This window comes from Aurantibrevibacter litoralis (assembly GCF_034651555.1).
GTDB classification, from domain to species: domain Bacteria; phylum Bacteroidota; class Bacteroidia; order Flavobacteriales; family Flavobacteriaceae; genus Aurantibrevibacter; species Aurantibrevibacter litoralis.
The window spans coordinates 20,310-34,931 of sequence record NZ_JAYEEQ010000017.1 but is presented as its reverse complement, the minus strand read 5'-3'; the positions used below and the strand labels follow the sequence as shown (position 1 = coordinate 34,931).

Here is a 14,622-nt window from a genome sequence, read left to right as displayed (position 1 = left end):
AAATTAATATTGGTTTCCCAACATTAGTTCAAATATACGTTTTTTATTTAAAAATCAAAGTAAAGTTTCTAAGAGAACATATCTTTTACCTTTTCAAAGAACGATTTATCGGATTTCTCAGGTTTCGGCACAAAATTATCATGAGTTTGCATTCTTTCAAAAAACTCCCTTTGCTCTTTATTTAATTCTTTAGGCGTCCAGACATTAACATGTACTAACAAATCGCCAGCACCATATCCGTTAAGGCTGGAAATACCTTTGCCGCGTAGGCGCAATATCTTCCCGGATTGCAAACCCGGTTCTAATTTTATCCTTACTTTGCCCGTTACAGCTTCAATTTCACGAGAGGTTCCTAATACGGCTTCGGAAATACTAATATAAAGATCGTAATGTAAATTATCGCCTTCGCGCTTTAGGGTCTGGTGCTCTTCCGTTTCAATTGCCACTATTAAATCTCCCGGAACTCCATTCCCCGGAGCATCATTCCCTTTACCGGGTACTTTTAATTGCATATCATTTTCAACCCCGCCCGGTATTTTGATGGAGACCGTTTCTTCTTCAATTACTAGACCTTGAGCATCCGCTCCCACCGGCCTATGATCTATAAGTTGTCCACTGCCCGAACATACTCCACAAGCCGTTGCCGTTTGCATTCTTCCCAATATGGTATTGGTGATTTTTGTAACCTGTCCCATGCCATTGCAGGTGGTACAGGTTTTGTATGTGACTCCTTTAGCCAATACCTTCCTTCTTACTTTTACCTTTTTCTCTACTCCATTAGCCACTTCTTCAAGGTTCAGTTTCACTCGAATACGTAAATTACTCCCTTTAACTCTTCGTTGTCCGCCACCGCTGAAACCACCGAAACCACTAAAACCGCTGAAACCACCGCCAAAAATATCTCCAAATTGGCTAAAGATATCATCCATATTCATGCCTCCGCCGCCAAAACCACCACCTTCAAAAGCGGCATGTCCGTATTGATCGTACCGTGCCTTTTTATTGGGATCGCTAAGCACTTCATAAGCCTCTGCAGCCTTTTTGAACATTTCTTCTGCCTTGGCATCGCCCGGATTTTTATCTGGGTGATATTCTATGGCCTTTTTACGATATGCTTTTTTTATCTCTGCCGCCGAGGCACCTTTTTGGATACCTAATATTTCGTAATAATCTTGTTTCATCTGCGCTTTTAATTTCCTACAACAACTTTAGGGTGCCGTATAATTTTGTCCCCTAGCATAAATCCTTTTTCTACTACATCGATTATTTTTCCCTTCATTTTTTTATTCGGTGCAGGAATTTGGGTAATGGCCTCATGCATATCGGCATTAAAAGCGTCACCGGGATTTGCCGCTACTTCTTTGAGCCCTTTATTTTTTAAGGTTTCATTTAATTTGTTACTGATAAGTTCTATTCCGGTAAACAAATTTTTATCCTCGGATTTAGACAATTCCTTTAGGGCGCGGTCAAAATCATCTAACACCGGCAACAAGGAAGCAATAACTTCTTGCCCGGCAGTTCTAAAAAGGTCTATGCGTTCTTTGGTAGTGCGCTTTTTATAATTCTCAAACTCGGCAAAAAGGCGTAAAAATTTATCTTTTTCCTTTGCGACTTCTTCCTTAAGTGAGGCCACCTCATCCAGATCTTCGACCTTATTTTCGGCTGCTTCAGGGATTATTTCCTCTTCTGTTTCATTTTGTGCTTCAGATTCGGATACTACATCATCCCATTCTTCGGTATTATCAGTTTTACTCATGCGTTACGTACTTTAAATAATCGATTTGAAGGGGCAAAAGTACTGCCAATTCTTTATAAATGTCAAAATGTCATTCAACTTTATAAAAAAAATCCGCTTCAAGCGGATTTATACATGGAACAGAGGTCGTTTTACCTTATACCTAAAGTATCTCAGGCTGCTTATTTGTTTGGACTCCTTTTTTTTTATCGGCATACAAATGCTCTAGGGCAACACCTATATTTTGATAGGAAAACGTAAACCCTTCTTCTTCAATTTTTTTAGAACTTACACGTTGGCTAGAGAATAAAAGTGTGGCCATTTCTCCCAACAATGTCGTCATGGCAAATTCGGGAATGTTGGGCAACAGTAAAGGCTTATTTTGCACTTTGGCTATTTCCTTAGTCAGCTTCAAATTTGTTACCGGATTAGGGCCTACCCCATTATAAACGCCCTCCAATTCGTTGCGAACAACAAACAAAAATAGCTGCGCCAAATCATCTATATGGATCCAAGACTGCCATTGCTCTCCCGTACCAAAAGCGGCACCCACATAATTTTTAATTGTTTTGTGCATTTCTGTTAGCGCTCCTCCGTAAAGGGAAAGCACCAGACCTATGCGTATTTTAGCCACGTTTATATGTAACGATGTAAATACATCTGCCGCCGATTCCCAAGCCACAACCACTTCGCCAAGAAAGCCCTTGTCCACGGCTGTTTCTTCCTCTGTGTAATAATTGGATAACGAATTGGGATAAATACCTACCCCAGATGCGGAAACAAAAGACACAACGGAATGACTTTGAACACTTTGAAGACCTTCATAAAGCGTATTAATACTGTCTAATCTGCTCTGAAGTATAGCCCTTTTATGAGCGGCCGTCCATCGTTTTGCAATACTGGCACCTGCCAAATTTATGATGGCCTGTACTCCGTCAAAACAACCCGCATCGATTTCTTTCTTGGCAGGATTCCAATAAAAACCTTTATAATTTTCAGAGGATTTTATCTTGTGACGACGGGTCGTAAGATAGTGAATATGAATATCCTTTTTAAGGCACAACTCCACAATTGCCTTGCCCACCAACCCAGTTGCACCTGTTATTAAAATTTTCATGTGTTTATAGTTATTTTTTTAAATCGGTAGTGCTTCTACTGCGCGCAGCACAAGAATGTAACTCACCAATAATCATTCTCCTGTGTGCTATACTTTTTAGCATGGCTCGTTTCATCAATTTAAAATTTTATAGTTTGCTCATAATAAAGAAACGAATCCCGAAGCCTCGGAACTGCACATTCACGAATTCGCCTGAAAAACATACCCATCTCTACGGATATATACTGATGAAATTTATTTAGGCTCCTTTCATCCTATATTCTTTATAAAGATATCTTTTTTAAATGGTCTTCTGAAGATGTTTAATTTAGGTTTAACAGTACAGTGTTAATGACCTACCCAAAAACGGTGCCGCAAGCGTGATTATTTTAGGCCACGACTGGCGTATTTACCTTTCTTGCACGAAGCATTTCTCGTTTTCCGGGAGGTCCGGGTAAGCGCTCTACCGCAAAACCAACGGACTGCAAAGCCCTTCTAACACTGCCCTTAGCGGCATAGGTAACCAAAATACCGTTGTATTTTAGGGCATTGTACATTTTTAGAAATAGGTGTTCTGTCCATAATTCGGGCTGTACTCGAGCCCCAAAAGCATCAAAATATATAAGATGGTACTTGTTGTGATCTGCAACTTCTAAAAAATCCATTTGTACCTTTTTTAGACTAAAATTTTCGGTAAGAGGTATTACATCATTCCATGGATTCTGGTGCATAGACCAAAAAAGAGGTGCTAAGGACTGCTTGTTTAATTGTTGCAGGTAATTTAGCTGTTGTAGTTCCGTTTGGGATATCGGATATAGCTCTACACCGGTATAGGCTATTTTTAGATGTAGCTTTTGAGCCTCTTCTAAAGTAATGAATGCATTAAGACCCGTTCCGAATCCCATTTCAAGTATGGCAATATCCCGATGAGAGAAAAGAGTTAGCCCTGCATGAATAAAAACATGATAAGCCTCCTGAATGGCACCATGCTTAGAATGGTAATGTTCGTCCCAATCGACAAGGTAGATGGTTTTAGAACCATCCGAAGTTTCAATAATTTTCCGTTCCATATTATTTCAGGATTATAGGGCTATTAGCTTTAAAAACCTAAGCTTCAGCGGTAGTGGTTTATCTATCACATTTCTTGTTACACACTTTCAAGGTCTAGCGCAGTGCCCCTCGCTGCGCCACAATACGAGTTGGCATAACGCCTATCTCAGGTACCACAACCTCTTTATCCAACACATTTTGGGACATAAAAACCCTAAATCGTTAAAACGCACTATACCTTAGCTTTTGTGTTCTTTTTCTAAACGCACCGTATACCAATCCGGCGAGCATCAGAGTAACCATTGAGGCGTTTATTTCGTATCACTCTATCTATTGCCACAAAACGGATTAATATTAAACAAAAAAAAGAAACCGGAAACCTAATATTCCTTAATTTTACTGCTTCAAATTATTTGGTATGGCTGCAACAGTAGATAATATACGAATTGAAAAAATAAAATCGTCCAAACTAAACGAGGTCGATTTTGAAAATTTATCCTTTGGAAATGTTTTTGCAGATCACATGCTGGTCTGTGATTTTGCGCAAGGCGGATGGGAAACCCCCAAGATTATACCCTATCAGCCCATAAGCTTAGATCCTGCGGCAAAAATTTTTCATTATGGTCAGTCCATTTTTGAAGGAATGAAGGCCTATAAGGATTCGGAAGATCAAATTTGGCTTTTCAGACCGTTAGATAACCACAAGCGATTCAACATCTCTGCCAAACGAATGGCCATGCCTGAAATTCCGGAAGATTATTTTATGGAAGGACTAAAGGCTTTATTGCGTTTGGATCGGAATTGGATTCCGAAAGCACATGGAAGTTCTTTATACATACGCCCTTATATGTTTGCTTCTGGTATAGGGTTTCATGCTTCCCCGGCAGATGCGTATAAATTCATAATAGCATGTGCCCCTTCTGGAGCCTATTTTTCGGGCAAAGTAAAAGTCCTTATCGAAGAAACCTATTCCCGTTCGGCCAATGGCGGCGTAGGGTTTGCTAAAGCAGGCGGCAATTATGCCGGCCAATTCTACCCTACCCAACTTGCGGTACAAAAAGGGTATAATCAAGTGATATGGACCGATGACACCACACACGAATTCATTGAAGAAGCAGGCGCTATGAATATTTTTATTCGCATTGATGACACCTTGATTACGGCACCAACGAGTGATCGTATCTTAGATGGCATTACTCGAAAAAGTATTTTGGAACTTGCCAAAGACCAAGGAATACCCACAGAGGTGCGTCCTATAAAAGTGAAAGAAATTGTTGAAGCAGCGAAAAGAGGCGCATTAAAAGAAATGTTCGGAGCTGGTACCGCTGCGGTTGTTTCACCTATTGCCACGTTTGGATATCAACAAACCGATTACCATCTTCCGGAGCTAACTGAAAGTTACGCAGCGCAATTTAAAAAACGCATTACGGATATTCAAAACAACCGATGCGAAGATCCGTTTGCTTGGCGCTATTCCGTATAAACGGTTCGCACTTACCTATAAATCGTATAAAAATCACCTAGAAAAAGGTGATTTTTAGTTATCCAATATTTGTTTAATATTGGGTTTAAAATAGTTGGGGCCTTTAAGCACCTTGCCATCTTCGCGATAAATAGGTTTGCCGTCAGCATCCAATTTACTCATATTACTACGTTGAATTTCCTCGAACACCTCCGTAATTTTATGTTGCATACCGTGTTCTAGTATGGTACCGCACAAAATATAGAGCATATCTCCCAAGGCATCGGCCACTTCCAATAAGTCATTTTTATTGGCTGCCTCCAAATACTCCCTATTTTCTTCATCCATTAAGTTAAAACGAAGCAAATTCTTTTGCACCCCAAGATCTGCCTTTGGTTTTTCGGAAACCCCCAAACCAAAAGAGGTGTGAAACTGCGCCACGGCTCTAAGTTTACTTTTCATTATTCTTTTTTTACGCTAGCTTTGGGCAAAAATAAAGATATGTTCTCTAACGGACAATTACTATTTGCCGGACTTTTTGTGGTCGTTTTTATTGCGGCACTTAGCTACACCTATAAAAAAGACAAAAAATTGCACCATAAAAATTACAAAGGCTATCAATGGATTATTGTCGGCTTTGCAACTTTTATAGGTATTTTGTTTTTAATTAAACATTTTCTTAAAAATTAACAAAATAACCATACACCTCGCAAAAATTGAATGGCGTACAACAAAAGGCATTTTTCTAACGTATAAGATAAGAAAAGACGTACTTTTGCGTTATACAACTAAATTTTCGGGATAAATGGTAACTTTTTTTGGCATACTCTTCACATTAATCTGCCTTAACATCGCATTATTACTATTTAGCGTTAACCGAACCCCTAAAGAAAATCGAAGAATAAAGCAGCAACCGTTGGCGGAAAAAATGCATCCTATGGATATTGTGCTGCCGAAATACGAAAAAGCGGTGTAGTTTTATACCTTTAGGGTATGAAATTAGTTTTACTTATTTTTTTAGGTGGTGGTTTAGGGAGTGCCCTACGTTATAGTATAGGAAAGGCGCTAAACGTATTATACACACCCTATCCCTTAGGAACGCTCTTGGTGAATCTTCTCGGTTGCCTACTTTTGGGGCTGTTATTTGGTCTTTTTCAAAACCGTATCCTTTCTGAAACACACTACGTTCTTTTTGCTACCGGATTTTGTGGTGGTTTTACCACCTTTTCCGCTTTTGCTTTAGAGAATTATCTGTTCTCCAAATCCGGGGATCTTCAAATCGCCATATTCTACACCCTTGGCAGTATCATACTTGGAATTTTAGCTGTTGGTTTAGGCCTGTGGTTTTCTAAATTGTTATAATTAGAGCAAATTCCATCCTTTTTTAAAAAAACTACACAAATTAAATCTTTATATCTTATTTTTTAACAATACTCGATGTACTGGGGCATTTCTATGCTAAAAATTCAATTGAATTGTAAAATGCCTCTAAATAAATCATCACATTTTCAATATTAAAAATAATTATTAGCTATACCCTTAAATTTATATGGTATATTTTACTATAAACATAAAAATTAACCTTATACCCCTATTTTTTATGGGGTAATTAATTTTAAAACATACATTTACAGCCATAAATCAAAACAATTATGAAAAAAATCGAGGCAATCATTAGAAAATCAAAGTTTGATGAAGTTAAAAAAGCACTTCATCGAATTGAAGTTAATTTTTTTAGTTACTGGGATGTTACCGGCGTAGGTAATGAAAAAGAAGGTCATGTATACCGGGGCATTTCCTACAGCACTACCGATATCCAACGAAGATATCTTGTAATCGTTGTATCCGATGACTTTTTGGAGCGTACGGTGAACACCATTTTAGATGCTGCCAATACCGGCAATGTGGGAGATGGCAAGGTATTCATCTCTGAAATGATCGATGCGTATCGTATACGAACCAAAGAAAACGGAATTGCAGGTATCAACTAAAAAAAATAAGTAACGCACAAAAAACTACATTATGGACGCAGGATTATTTACAGCAAACAATTTATGGATGATGGTATGTACGGCTCTCGTATTCTTCATGCATTTAGGCTTTTCCTTTTTAGAGATCGGTCTAACTCGGCAAAAAAATACCATCAATATTTTATTTAAAAATGTTTTTATCATTTGTATTGGGGTGCTCCTCTATTATGTTGGAGGTTTCAATTTAATGTATCCCGGAGATTTTAACGGATTTCTAGGGTTTGCAGGATTTGGCCTGGAGGCTCCTTTAGATGCCGAAGGCGCTTTAGATTTAACTTATAATGAAGGGTACACCTACTGGACGGACTTCTTGTTTCAAGCGATGTTTGCCGCCACAGCAGCAACCATTGTTTCCGGAGCGGTGGCAGAGCGCATTAAATTAGGAGCCTTTATGATATTTACCATGGTTTATGTAGGATTAGTTTACCCTATTGTAGGTTCTTGGCAATGGGGCGGAGGCTTCCTATCTACCCTTGGGGGAGAGGATAGCGGATTCTATGATTTTGCGGGTTCTACCTTGGTGCATTCGGTGGGCGGATGGGCAGCCATTATCGCTATTTACCTCCTAGGCCCTAGGATTGGCAAATTTAATGGCACCACCAATGCTATTCCGGGTCATAACATACCTATGGCCGCAGCCGGAGTTTTAATTCTTTGGTTAGGCTGGTTTGGGTTTAACGGAGGTTCGGTGTTATCCGCTGATCCGGCTGGCACCTCACTTGTGCTTGTAACCACATCTTTGGCCGCCGCCGCCGGAGGAATTGGTGCTTTTATTCTGTCTAGTGTACTGTACAAGAATTTTGATCTTACCATGTTCTTAAACGGTATTCTTGGTGGTTTGGTAGGCATCACCGCAGGAGCCGATTTAATGTCGCCTTTTGAAAGTATTGTCATAGGACTATTGGCCGGTGCTATTGTGGTTTTGGGCGTGGCACTCATAGACAAATTAAAATTAGACGACCCTGTAGGAGCTGTTGCGGTTCACCTTATTTGCGGCATTTGGGGTACCCTAGCTGTAGGCATTTTTGGTGCTAAAGCGGGTGGCGAGCAATTCCTTTTTCAACTTGCCGGTGTTGGCGCAACGGCCACTTTCTGCTCCATAACCGCTTTCGCTATCATCTACACCCTCAAGAAAACCATAGGAATCCGGGTATCTAAAGAGGAGGAAATAGAAGGCTTAGATCTTCATGAGCACGGTATGGACGCCTACTCCGATTTTAGAATGAATCAACATTAATATTTAGTATAAAAAGATACGGAGCGTTTTGCAGAACGCTCCGTTAGTAACCTTTTCAATATACGATACATCTCAAAAATTAATAATATCCTAGGAACTAGGAACTCTAAATTTTGAATATATGAAAGCGATTACCAATACAAATTACGGAAAAAAAATACTTTTTTTAGCCATTGCGCTTATTTCTATGGGTGTGTTTGCCCAAGAAGAAGAGGAAGATACCAAACCTGCATTTTCCTTTAGCGGCACAGTAGATGCCTACTACCGAAGCAATTTTAACGGACTCAACAAATTTATCCCCGATGAAAACGGCGATATTGTAGCGAGCCCCACCGCACCGGGTACCTCCTTTGCCAATGACCCCGGATTTGCGCTCGGCATGGTAAACCTCATTGCCAGCTATGAAGGTGAAAAAGTAGGATTTGTGGCCGATTTAGTTTTTGGGCCCCGTGGCGAAGATGCAGTGTTTGGTTCCCCATTTGGCTCTCCAAACATTGTAAACCAATTATATGTGTACTGGCAAGTGAGCGAAAGTACCCGCTTAACTTTTGGTAACTTCAATACCTTTTTAGGGTACGAAGTGATCTCCCCTGCGGCTAATTTTAATTACAGCACCTCCTATATGTTTTCCTGGGGTCCCTTTTCTCATGCTGGTATAAAGGCCGATTTTGATTTGGGCAATGACTGGTCTGCCATGGTGGCCGTGCTAAACCCAACCGATTTTACGGACATAAACCCTTTTGGCGAACTTTCCTTTGGTGCACAACTAGGGTATTCCGGACAGTTTTTAAATCTTATTGTGGGCAAACAAGGTTTTGACGAGGTTCTTGTGGGTGGTAGTCTTCAAGATGGAGACACCAAATCCTTATTCCAAATAGATTATACCGGTGGTTTCGACCTTTCCGATTCGTTCTTTCTGGGCATCAATGCAACCTATCAAGATACCGACGACCTAGGTTTTTACGGGGTAGCCCTTTATCCACAATACAGTATTACAGATACGTTTGCCCTTGGTTTGCGGGGTGAATATTTTGAAGAATCGGGCGATTTTGGTGCTATTGGCACAGGTTTGGAAGACTCCAACGTCTTTGCCCTTACCCTTACAGCAAACGCCAAAATAGGAGATTTAACTATTATTCCCGAGTTGCGACTAGATAGTGCCTCTGATGAGGCTTTCTTAAATAGCGATTTGAATCTCAAGAAAAGCTTGGCCTCTTTTGTGTTAGCGGCCGTATATTCATTCTAGCTTTTAATTGGTTATTTTATTGAAGTTAAAAACCCGATCTTTTACAATCGGGTTTTTAATTTTATTCAGGTAAAAACGCTTTTACACCAGCTTTTACAGCTGTATTTAATGTATTCACCACCGGCACTATGGGGCAGGAATATTTTTTATTATAGGCACAGTACGGATTATAGGCCTTGTTAAAATCGATAACTAAGCTATCGCCTTGAGGTATTCTGAGATCTAAATACCGTCCTCCCGCATAGGTTTCGACACCATTTGTTGCATCCATAAAAGGTAAAAAAAGGTAATCCATATATCCTTCTTTACTCATAAGTTCTTGATTTTGATACACTTCCAATTGATGCATTTTACCATTCAATTCAAAATGAACAATACCATACACTGTTTCCTCAGACTGGCCACCTGTAGAACTCGGCATAAAAAAAGGTAACGCGTTGGGCGTTCTTTGCAATCGTGCCAAGACCCTATACGTAGTGTCCGGCGGGAAAAAGTCCAATCCCTCAAAATCCTTTTTATACCGATCCGGTAAGGGGGAGTTTTCCGGATCTTTAAATTCCAGATTTAATTTTTTCTGAAATTCTAAAATTTCTCGTAACGCATTCGTAGCTGTCCATTCTGCAGCCACATTGGTTTGATCGTGAAATCTTTTTTTATCCCTACATCCTACACAAAGAAGGATTAGAAGTAGTATGCGATATTTCATATGTTTCTATTTATTTTTTTTAATCGGTCATGCTTCAACCGCACTCAGCACAAGAATTTAGATCGTTAATCAGACTTTATTTTTGCGGGTTTGGTTCATTTTTTACAATTATCCCTTTGAACTTTCATAGGTGTTTATTTTCCTTCAAAAATACAACAAACCTTATTTTTAATTCGCTTTGAACTTCTTAATCTCACAAAAACAATTTATTGAAAACTAACGTAACCCCATGGTATTGTTACTCTAAAACTGTATCTTAAATTCAATTTTCCATGCCCTAACTCCTCCCATAAGTATGCAGAAGCGCTTATTGCCATTCCCATTTCCCAGATAAATGCGATGCTAAAAGTTTCATAGAAGTTAGGTGAATGACGCCATGGATTTATGTAATAATAAAAGCCGATATTTACATGTGTTTTTATTAGGAACACCCGGACATACAGGTATATCTTTACAATTTAATTGAGTGAAAAAATTATATTTAGGCTATATCAATTCTTTTTCGGGGCTATCGGCAGAGGTCTGGTGGTTGGCACTGATTACCCTTATCAACAGAGCCGGAGCCATGGTGATTCCCTTTTTATCGCTTTATCTTACTAAAGATTTAGGGTTTACGCTGGCTCATGTGGGGACTATTATGACCTTTTTTGGATTAGGATCCTTGGTGGGCACTTGGGTGGGGGGAAAGCTTACAGATGTAATTGGGTATTACAAGGTGATGCTTATAAGTTTGGTGGTCAGTGGCTTTCTTTTTATTTTATTACAATACCTGCACGATTTTTGGCAGGTATGTGCAGGCGTTTTTGTGCTCTTGGTCTTTGCCGATGCCTTTAGGCCCGCCGCCTTCGTTGCGTTAATTGCCTATAGTAAGCCACAAAATAAAACACGAACGGTGACGCTTTTAAGGCTTGCCATAAATCTGGGTTTTTCTATTGGGCCTGCCTTGGGAGGCATTATAGTGAGTACCATGTCTTATAGCGGGCTATTCTGGACCGATGGTGCTACCTGCATTTTAGCCGGACTTCTGCTATTCTTTGTTTTGAATCCCAAAAAGGCAATTGTTACGGATAGTTCCAAAAATGAAAATCCAAAATCGGCCTATCGCGATGGCCCTTATATGTTGTTTATCGGTGCCATGATTTTGTTTGGTTTTGCCTTTGTACAATATTTTTCTACCATACCACTATACTATAAGGATGCATACCAACTTACAGAATGGCATATTGGACTTCTATTAGGCATGAATGGTTTCCTGATTTTTGCTTTCGAAATGCCGCTAATTACTTATATGGAAGCTACGGGTCGCCCTATACTAACTCAAGTTCTTATAGGGTTTCTTTTGGTGGGACTAAGTTTTATGGTCTTAAACCTTTTTCCGTGGAGCGGAGTTCTTGTCATTGGAATGCTTTGTATGACTTTGGGTGAAATGATTGCTTTTCCCTTCTCTAATGCCTTCGCCATGGAAAGAGCTAAAATGGGGAAACAGGGAGAATATATGGCACTTTATAGTATTGCCTTTTCTATTTCTCATGTCTTTGCTCATAATTTGGGAATGCAATCTATAGCCAACTTTGGTTATACAGTTACGTGGTATGTCATATTTTTGCTTACCATAATCGGGATTTTGCTACTTTTACGATTAAAGAAGTACACAAGATCAAAGCATTTCATATCCTTAGATAAATGAAGTTGTAATTAGCGGTCTGTATAAAATGAGCCAAAAGCATTCTTGATACCAACTGAGATTTTAAAAGCGAATGACACCTGTCGGCCAGTCAGGCGGGTCTGTCTTTTACAAAACACCAAAATTTGAACAAATGAAAAAATGGTTTTCACTTTTCCTGTTTATTTGCGTGCTTTTGGCATGTAATCCTAAAAAAGAAACCCATGCCACCACTTTGCCGCCAAAAGCCTACCCCACGCTCATAGAAGGGCGGTATAATGTAGGTTTTCTGATTATGGATGGCACATTTAATACGGAGTTTACGGCTCCCTTTGATATTTTTCAACACACGCAGTACCGCAAGTCAATTAAAGCAATGAACACCTTCACCGTAGCAAATACATCGGAAGCGATCACCACTTTTGAAGGGCTTCGGATCCTTCCCGATTTTGATTATACTAAAGACACCCTTCCAAAAATAGATATATTGGTGGTACCCAGTGCGGAACATCACTTAGATACCGATTTAGAAGATGAAGTTATGCTTCGTTTTGTGCAAGAAGTAGCTAAAAATGCTTTATTCGTAACCTCTCATTGCGATGGCGCCTTTGTACTGGCCAAAGCGGGATTATTAGATGATGTAATTTCAACGACATTTCCCAGTGATATTGAGACCTACAAAGACATGTTTCCTCATTTGAAGGTGAAGGATAGCGTACTTTTTGTGCACGATGGTAAATACATAACTTCGGCCGGTGGCGCAAAAAGTTTTGAAGCTGCCCTTTATTTATGCGAATATCTTTACGGTAAGGAAGTAGCTCGTTCCTTAGCGAAAGGACTCGTTATAGATTGGGATCTTACCCAAGTACCACACCTTATTCTTCAATAGATTGGTACCGCGCTTCTTTAAGGTATTTAGACACAAGAGTGTTAAATTCAGGTGTTATCCGCAAAAGTGCCGTGTGTTCAAGATCATATAATTCTTGGCGGTTGGTATACCCTGCTTTTAAAAGCTCTTCGACATAAAAAAGGGCTGTACCATAATCTCCATTCTTGGCACTATTCGAAATTATCTTTTTGTAATACCCATAATCCGTAGGTGCAATAATCGTTTTTAGCATCCAAAGAAATTCCAAAGCCTGCTCGTCTATTTGTTTTGCGTCTTTCTGTATATCGATATTATCTTCTACAAGCGCATTGACAAACCCGGTTAACCGATGCCCCAGTTGCTGATCGGCTAGTTTTGCGTTCTTGATGTACTTTGTGTCGAGTTCCTCCATTTGAAATTTCCACCATCCCAAATTATTATAATTATATGTAATGATGTCTTCTTCTAAGGCAAAAGTGAGATCTTGCTTGGTTAACAATTCTTTCAACAGTAAATTATCTGCATAGCGCTTCTGAGATTTATACAGCTTTTCCCTTTTTATGTTGCGCTGCACTTTTTTTAAAGAATCGGTATCGACTAAGGGTCGGAACACCTTAATCGTGTTCTCCATAAGCTTCTCGGCTTCGATTAATTTAATGTTGCCTATCGCTAAATTGATAAGGTTTACACTTTGCTCATAGGCATTTCTTATAAACTCTTCATCTCTGTCCGTGACTCCTTTAGACATGGCCGAAAGCGTTAAAAAAACCATGCCTCTTTCTATATAATCCTTTCGCGCTATAGCTCCAGGATCATCTGCCACCAAGAGGGCGTTCGGAAATTTTAATCGATTAAGGAGTTCTTCAGTAGCTAACATTTCCGAATATTTAAAACTCTGCTTATCTGTAAGTCCCACAAAAAAATACAGATTTTTGGAGCTTAAAAGCTCCGGATTACTAATAGTGCCGCCCCAAGAAACAACCCCATGTACTTCTTTGATAAATAAGGGAACAAAGGCCGCAAAATTAGCCCCGCTTCTAACCCCACCTGTGTACACACGTCCCTTATGTATGGGCAACAATGCAAAAACATCGTTGAACATTCGGTTCGCAATTAATATATTTTCAGAAAGAGACAAGGTATCGCTTAGGGAATTGGATGCCGCAAGCACAAAACCCTGTTTTTCGGCAGCTTCTTGAAAAATACGCAGTTCCATTTTTCCCTTGCCTTCCATGTTAAAAGCAAAAAGAACAGGCCATGCCTTTGTAGTTTCAAAATAGGTGGGCAAATACAAGGCATAGCTCTCATCATTGGCATTACTTATCGGTAAAGAGTCTAGAATAGTGCCCTTCTTTAACACTTTTGTCTGCGCCACAAGAAACGGCAAATGCAGTACCAATACCAAAAAAAATAATATAAATTTCTTCATCTACACTTCTATTTACAACCAATGGAATTTGCATTTCTACACCGTCCGGAATCTGGGGTAACCGGCAGCGTTATTGTACAACATTTCACTACCTACGCAC

General features: G+C 39.6%; 15 protein-coding genes. 8 read left to right on the top strand and 7 right to left on the bottom strand.

All coding sequences use genetic code 11. From position 1 onward, the window contains the following. Positions 1-68: 68 nt before the first annotated feature. From dnaJ to mnmC2, 4 genes are all read right to left on the bottom strand, one after another. Positions 69-1,181 carry a molecular chaperone DnaJ gene (gene dnaJ / locus U1E44_RS13130; protein ID WP_322931553.1) on the bottom strand — a complete coding sequence of 371 codons (1,113 nt, stop codon included), beginning with the start codon at positions 1,179-1,181 and terminating at the stop codon, positions 69-71. Between the two features lie 8 nt (positions 1,182-1,189). Further along, a complete protein-coding gene (locus U1E44_RS13125) occupies positions 1,190-1,756 on the bottom strand; it encodes a nucleotide exchange factor GrpE (protein ID WP_322931552.1) in 567 nt (188 codons plus the stop codon). 142 nt (positions 1,757-1,898) lie between these two features. Then, the gene (locus tag U1E44_RS13120; RefSeq protein ID WP_322931551.1) at positions 1,899-2,852 is read right to left on the bottom strand and encodes a TIGR01777 family oxidoreductase; all 954 of its coding nucleotides are present in this window, start codon (positions 2,850-2,852) and stop codon (positions 1,899-1,901) included. Positions 2,853-3,220: 368 nt separating this feature from the next. After that, on the bottom strand, positions 3,221-3,901 hold the full coding sequence (gene mnmC2 / locus U1E44_RS13115) for a tRNA (5-methylaminomethyl-2-thiouridine)(34)-methyltransferase MnmC2 (RefSeq protein ID WP_322931550.1): 681 nt from the start codon (positions 3,899-3,901) through the stop codon (positions 3,221-3,223). A gap of 398 nt (positions 3,902-4,299) precedes the next feature. On the opposite strand from mnmC2, the gene U1E44_RS13110 reads away from it, so the two are divergent. After that, entirely contained in the window at positions 4,300-5,364 is a 1,065-nt protein-coding gene (locus tag U1E44_RS13110) for a branched-chain amino acid aminotransferase (protein WP_322931549.1), read from the top strand. 54 nt (positions 5,365-5,418) lie between these two features. On the opposite strand, the gene U1E44_RS13105 is transcribed toward U1E44_RS13110, so the two are convergent. Then, entirely contained in the window at positions 5,419-5,805 is a 387-nt protein-coding gene (locus U1E44_RS13105) for a nucleoside triphosphate pyrophosphohydrolase family protein (RefSeq protein ID WP_322931548.1), read from the bottom strand. A gap of 39 nt (positions 5,806-5,844) precedes the next feature. On the opposite strand from U1E44_RS13105, the gene U1E44_RS13100 reads away from it, so the two are divergent. The 5 genes from U1E44_RS13100 to U1E44_RS13080 all read left to right on the top strand — a co-directional run bounded on the left by U1E44_RS13100 (position 5,845) and on the right by U1E44_RS13080 (position 9,856). Next, the gene (locus U1E44_RS13100; protein WP_322931547.1) at positions 5,845-6,033 is read left to right on the top strand and encodes a hypothetical protein; all 189 of its coding nucleotides are present in this window, start codon (positions 5,845-5,847) and stop codon (positions 6,031-6,033) included. A gap of 303 nt (positions 6,034-6,336) precedes the next feature. Continuing rightward, positions 6,337-6,705: a fluoride efflux transporter CrcB gene (gene crcB, locus U1E44_RS13095; protein ID WP_322931546.1), complete on the top strand. Its 369-nt coding sequence runs from the start codon at positions 6,337-6,339 to the stop codon at positions 6,703-6,705. 290 nt (positions 6,706-6,995) lie between these two features. Continuing rightward, a complete protein-coding gene (locus U1E44_RS13090; protein WP_322931545.1) occupies positions 6,996-7,334 on the top strand; it encodes a P-II family nitrogen regulator in 339 nt (112 codons plus the stop codon). A 31-nt stretch (positions 7,335-7,365) separates the two neighbouring features. Further along, positions 7,366-8,610 (top strand): ammonium transporter, encoded by a 1,245-nt coding sequence (locus U1E44_RS13085; protein WP_322931544.1) that lies wholly within the window; start codon positions 7,366-7,368, stop codon positions 8,608-8,610. 121 nt (positions 8,611-8,731) lie between these two features. Further along, complete coding sequence (locus tag U1E44_RS13080; RefSeq protein WP_322931543.1) at positions 8,732-9,856, top strand: porin; 1,125 nt, start codon at positions 8,732-8,734, stop codon at positions 9,854-9,856. Between the two features lie 61 nt (positions 9,857-9,917). Here the strand turns inward: U1E44_RS13080 and U1E44_RS13075 are convergent, their stop codons facing one another. Next, positions 9,918-10,562, bottom strand: a complete 645-nt coding sequence (locus tag U1E44_RS13075) for a DUF1684 domain-containing protein (RefSeq protein WP_322931542.1) — start codon at positions 10,560-10,562, stop codon at positions 9,918-9,920. A gap of 466 nt (positions 10,563-11,028) precedes the next feature. On the opposite strand from U1E44_RS13075, the gene U1E44_RS13070 reads away from it, so the two are divergent. Together U1E44_RS13070 and U1E44_RS13065 are read left to right on the top strand one after the other, a co-directional pair. Then, on the top strand, positions 11,029-12,249 hold the full coding sequence (locus tag U1E44_RS13070) for an MDR family MFS transporter (RefSeq protein ID WP_322931541.1): 1,221 nt from the start codon (positions 11,029-11,031) through the stop codon (positions 12,247-12,249). Between the two features lie 130 nt (positions 12,250-12,379). Beyond that, positions 12,380-13,114, top strand: a complete 735-nt coding sequence (locus tag U1E44_RS13065) for a DJ-1/PfpI family protein (protein WP_322931540.1) — start codon at positions 12,380-12,382, stop codon at positions 13,112-13,114. On the opposite strand, the gene U1E44_RS13060 is transcribed toward U1E44_RS13065, so the two are convergent. Next, on the bottom strand, positions 13,101-14,522 hold the full coding sequence (locus tag U1E44_RS13060) for a hypothetical protein (RefSeq protein ID WP_322931539.1): 1,422 nt from the start codon (positions 14,520-14,522) through the stop codon (positions 13,101-13,103). The two genes, U1E44_RS13065 and U1E44_RS13060, sit on opposite strands and share 14 nt — an antisense overlap. Positions 14,523-14,622 lie beyond the last annotated feature (100 nt).

What these genes read in the sequence shown, in the direction of transcription:
- dnaJ (WP_322931553.1), bottom strand. Translation starts at nt 1,181, where the DNA reads ATGAAACAAGATTATTACGAAATATTAGGTATCCAAAAAGGTGCCTCG.
- U1E44_RS13125 (WP_322931552.1), bottom strand. Translation starts at nt 1,756, where the DNA reads ATGAGTAAAACTGATAATACCGAAGAATGGGATGATGTAGTATCCGAA.
- U1E44_RS13120 (WP_322931551.1), bottom strand. Translation starts at nt 2,852, where the DNA reads ATGAAAATTTTAATAACAGGTGCAACTGGGTTGGTGGGCAAGGCAATT.
- mnmC2 (WP_322931550.1), bottom strand. Translation starts at nt 3,901, where the DNA reads ATGGAACGGAAAATTATTGAAACTTCGGATGGTTCTAAAACCATCTAC.
- U1E44_RS13110 (WP_322931549.1), top strand. Translation starts at nt 4,300, where the DNA reads ATGGCTGCAACAGTAGATAATATACGAATTGAAAAAATAAAATCGTCC.
- U1E44_RS13105 (WP_322931548.1), bottom strand. Translation starts at nt 5,805, where the DNA reads ATGAAAAGTAAACTTAGAGCCGTGGCGCAGTTTCACACCTCTTTTGGT.
- U1E44_RS13100 (WP_322931547.1), top strand. Translation starts at nt 5,845, where the DNA reads ATGTTCTCTAACGGACAATTACTATTTGCCGGACTTTTTGTGGTCGTT.
- crcB (WP_322931546.1), top strand. Translation starts at nt 6,337, where the DNA reads ATGAAATTAGTTTTACTTATTTTTTTAGGTGGTGGTTTAGGGAGTGCC.
- U1E44_RS13090 (WP_322931545.1), top strand. Translation starts at nt 6,996, where the DNA reads ATGAAAAAAATCGAGGCAATCATTAGAAAATCAAAGTTTGATGAAGTT.
- U1E44_RS13085 (WP_322931544.1), top strand. Translation starts at nt 7,366, where the DNA reads ATGGACGCAGGATTATTTACAGCAAACAATTTATGGATGATGGTATGT.
- U1E44_RS13080 (WP_322931543.1), top strand. Translation starts at nt 8,732, where the DNA reads ATGAAAGCGATTACCAATACAAATTACGGAAAAAAAATACTTTTTTTA.
- U1E44_RS13075 (WP_322931542.1), bottom strand. Translation starts at nt 10,562, where the DNA reads ATGAAATATCGCATACTACTTCTAATCCTTCTTTGTGTAGGATGTAGG.
- U1E44_RS13065 (WP_322931540.1), top strand. Translation starts at nt 12,380, where the DNA reads ATGAAAAAATGGTTTTCACTTTTCCTGTTTATTTGCGTGCTTTTGGCA.
- U1E44_RS13060 (WP_322931539.1), bottom strand. Translation starts at nt 14,522, where the DNA reads ATGAAGAAATTTATATTATTTTTTTTGGTATTGGTACTGCATTTGCCG.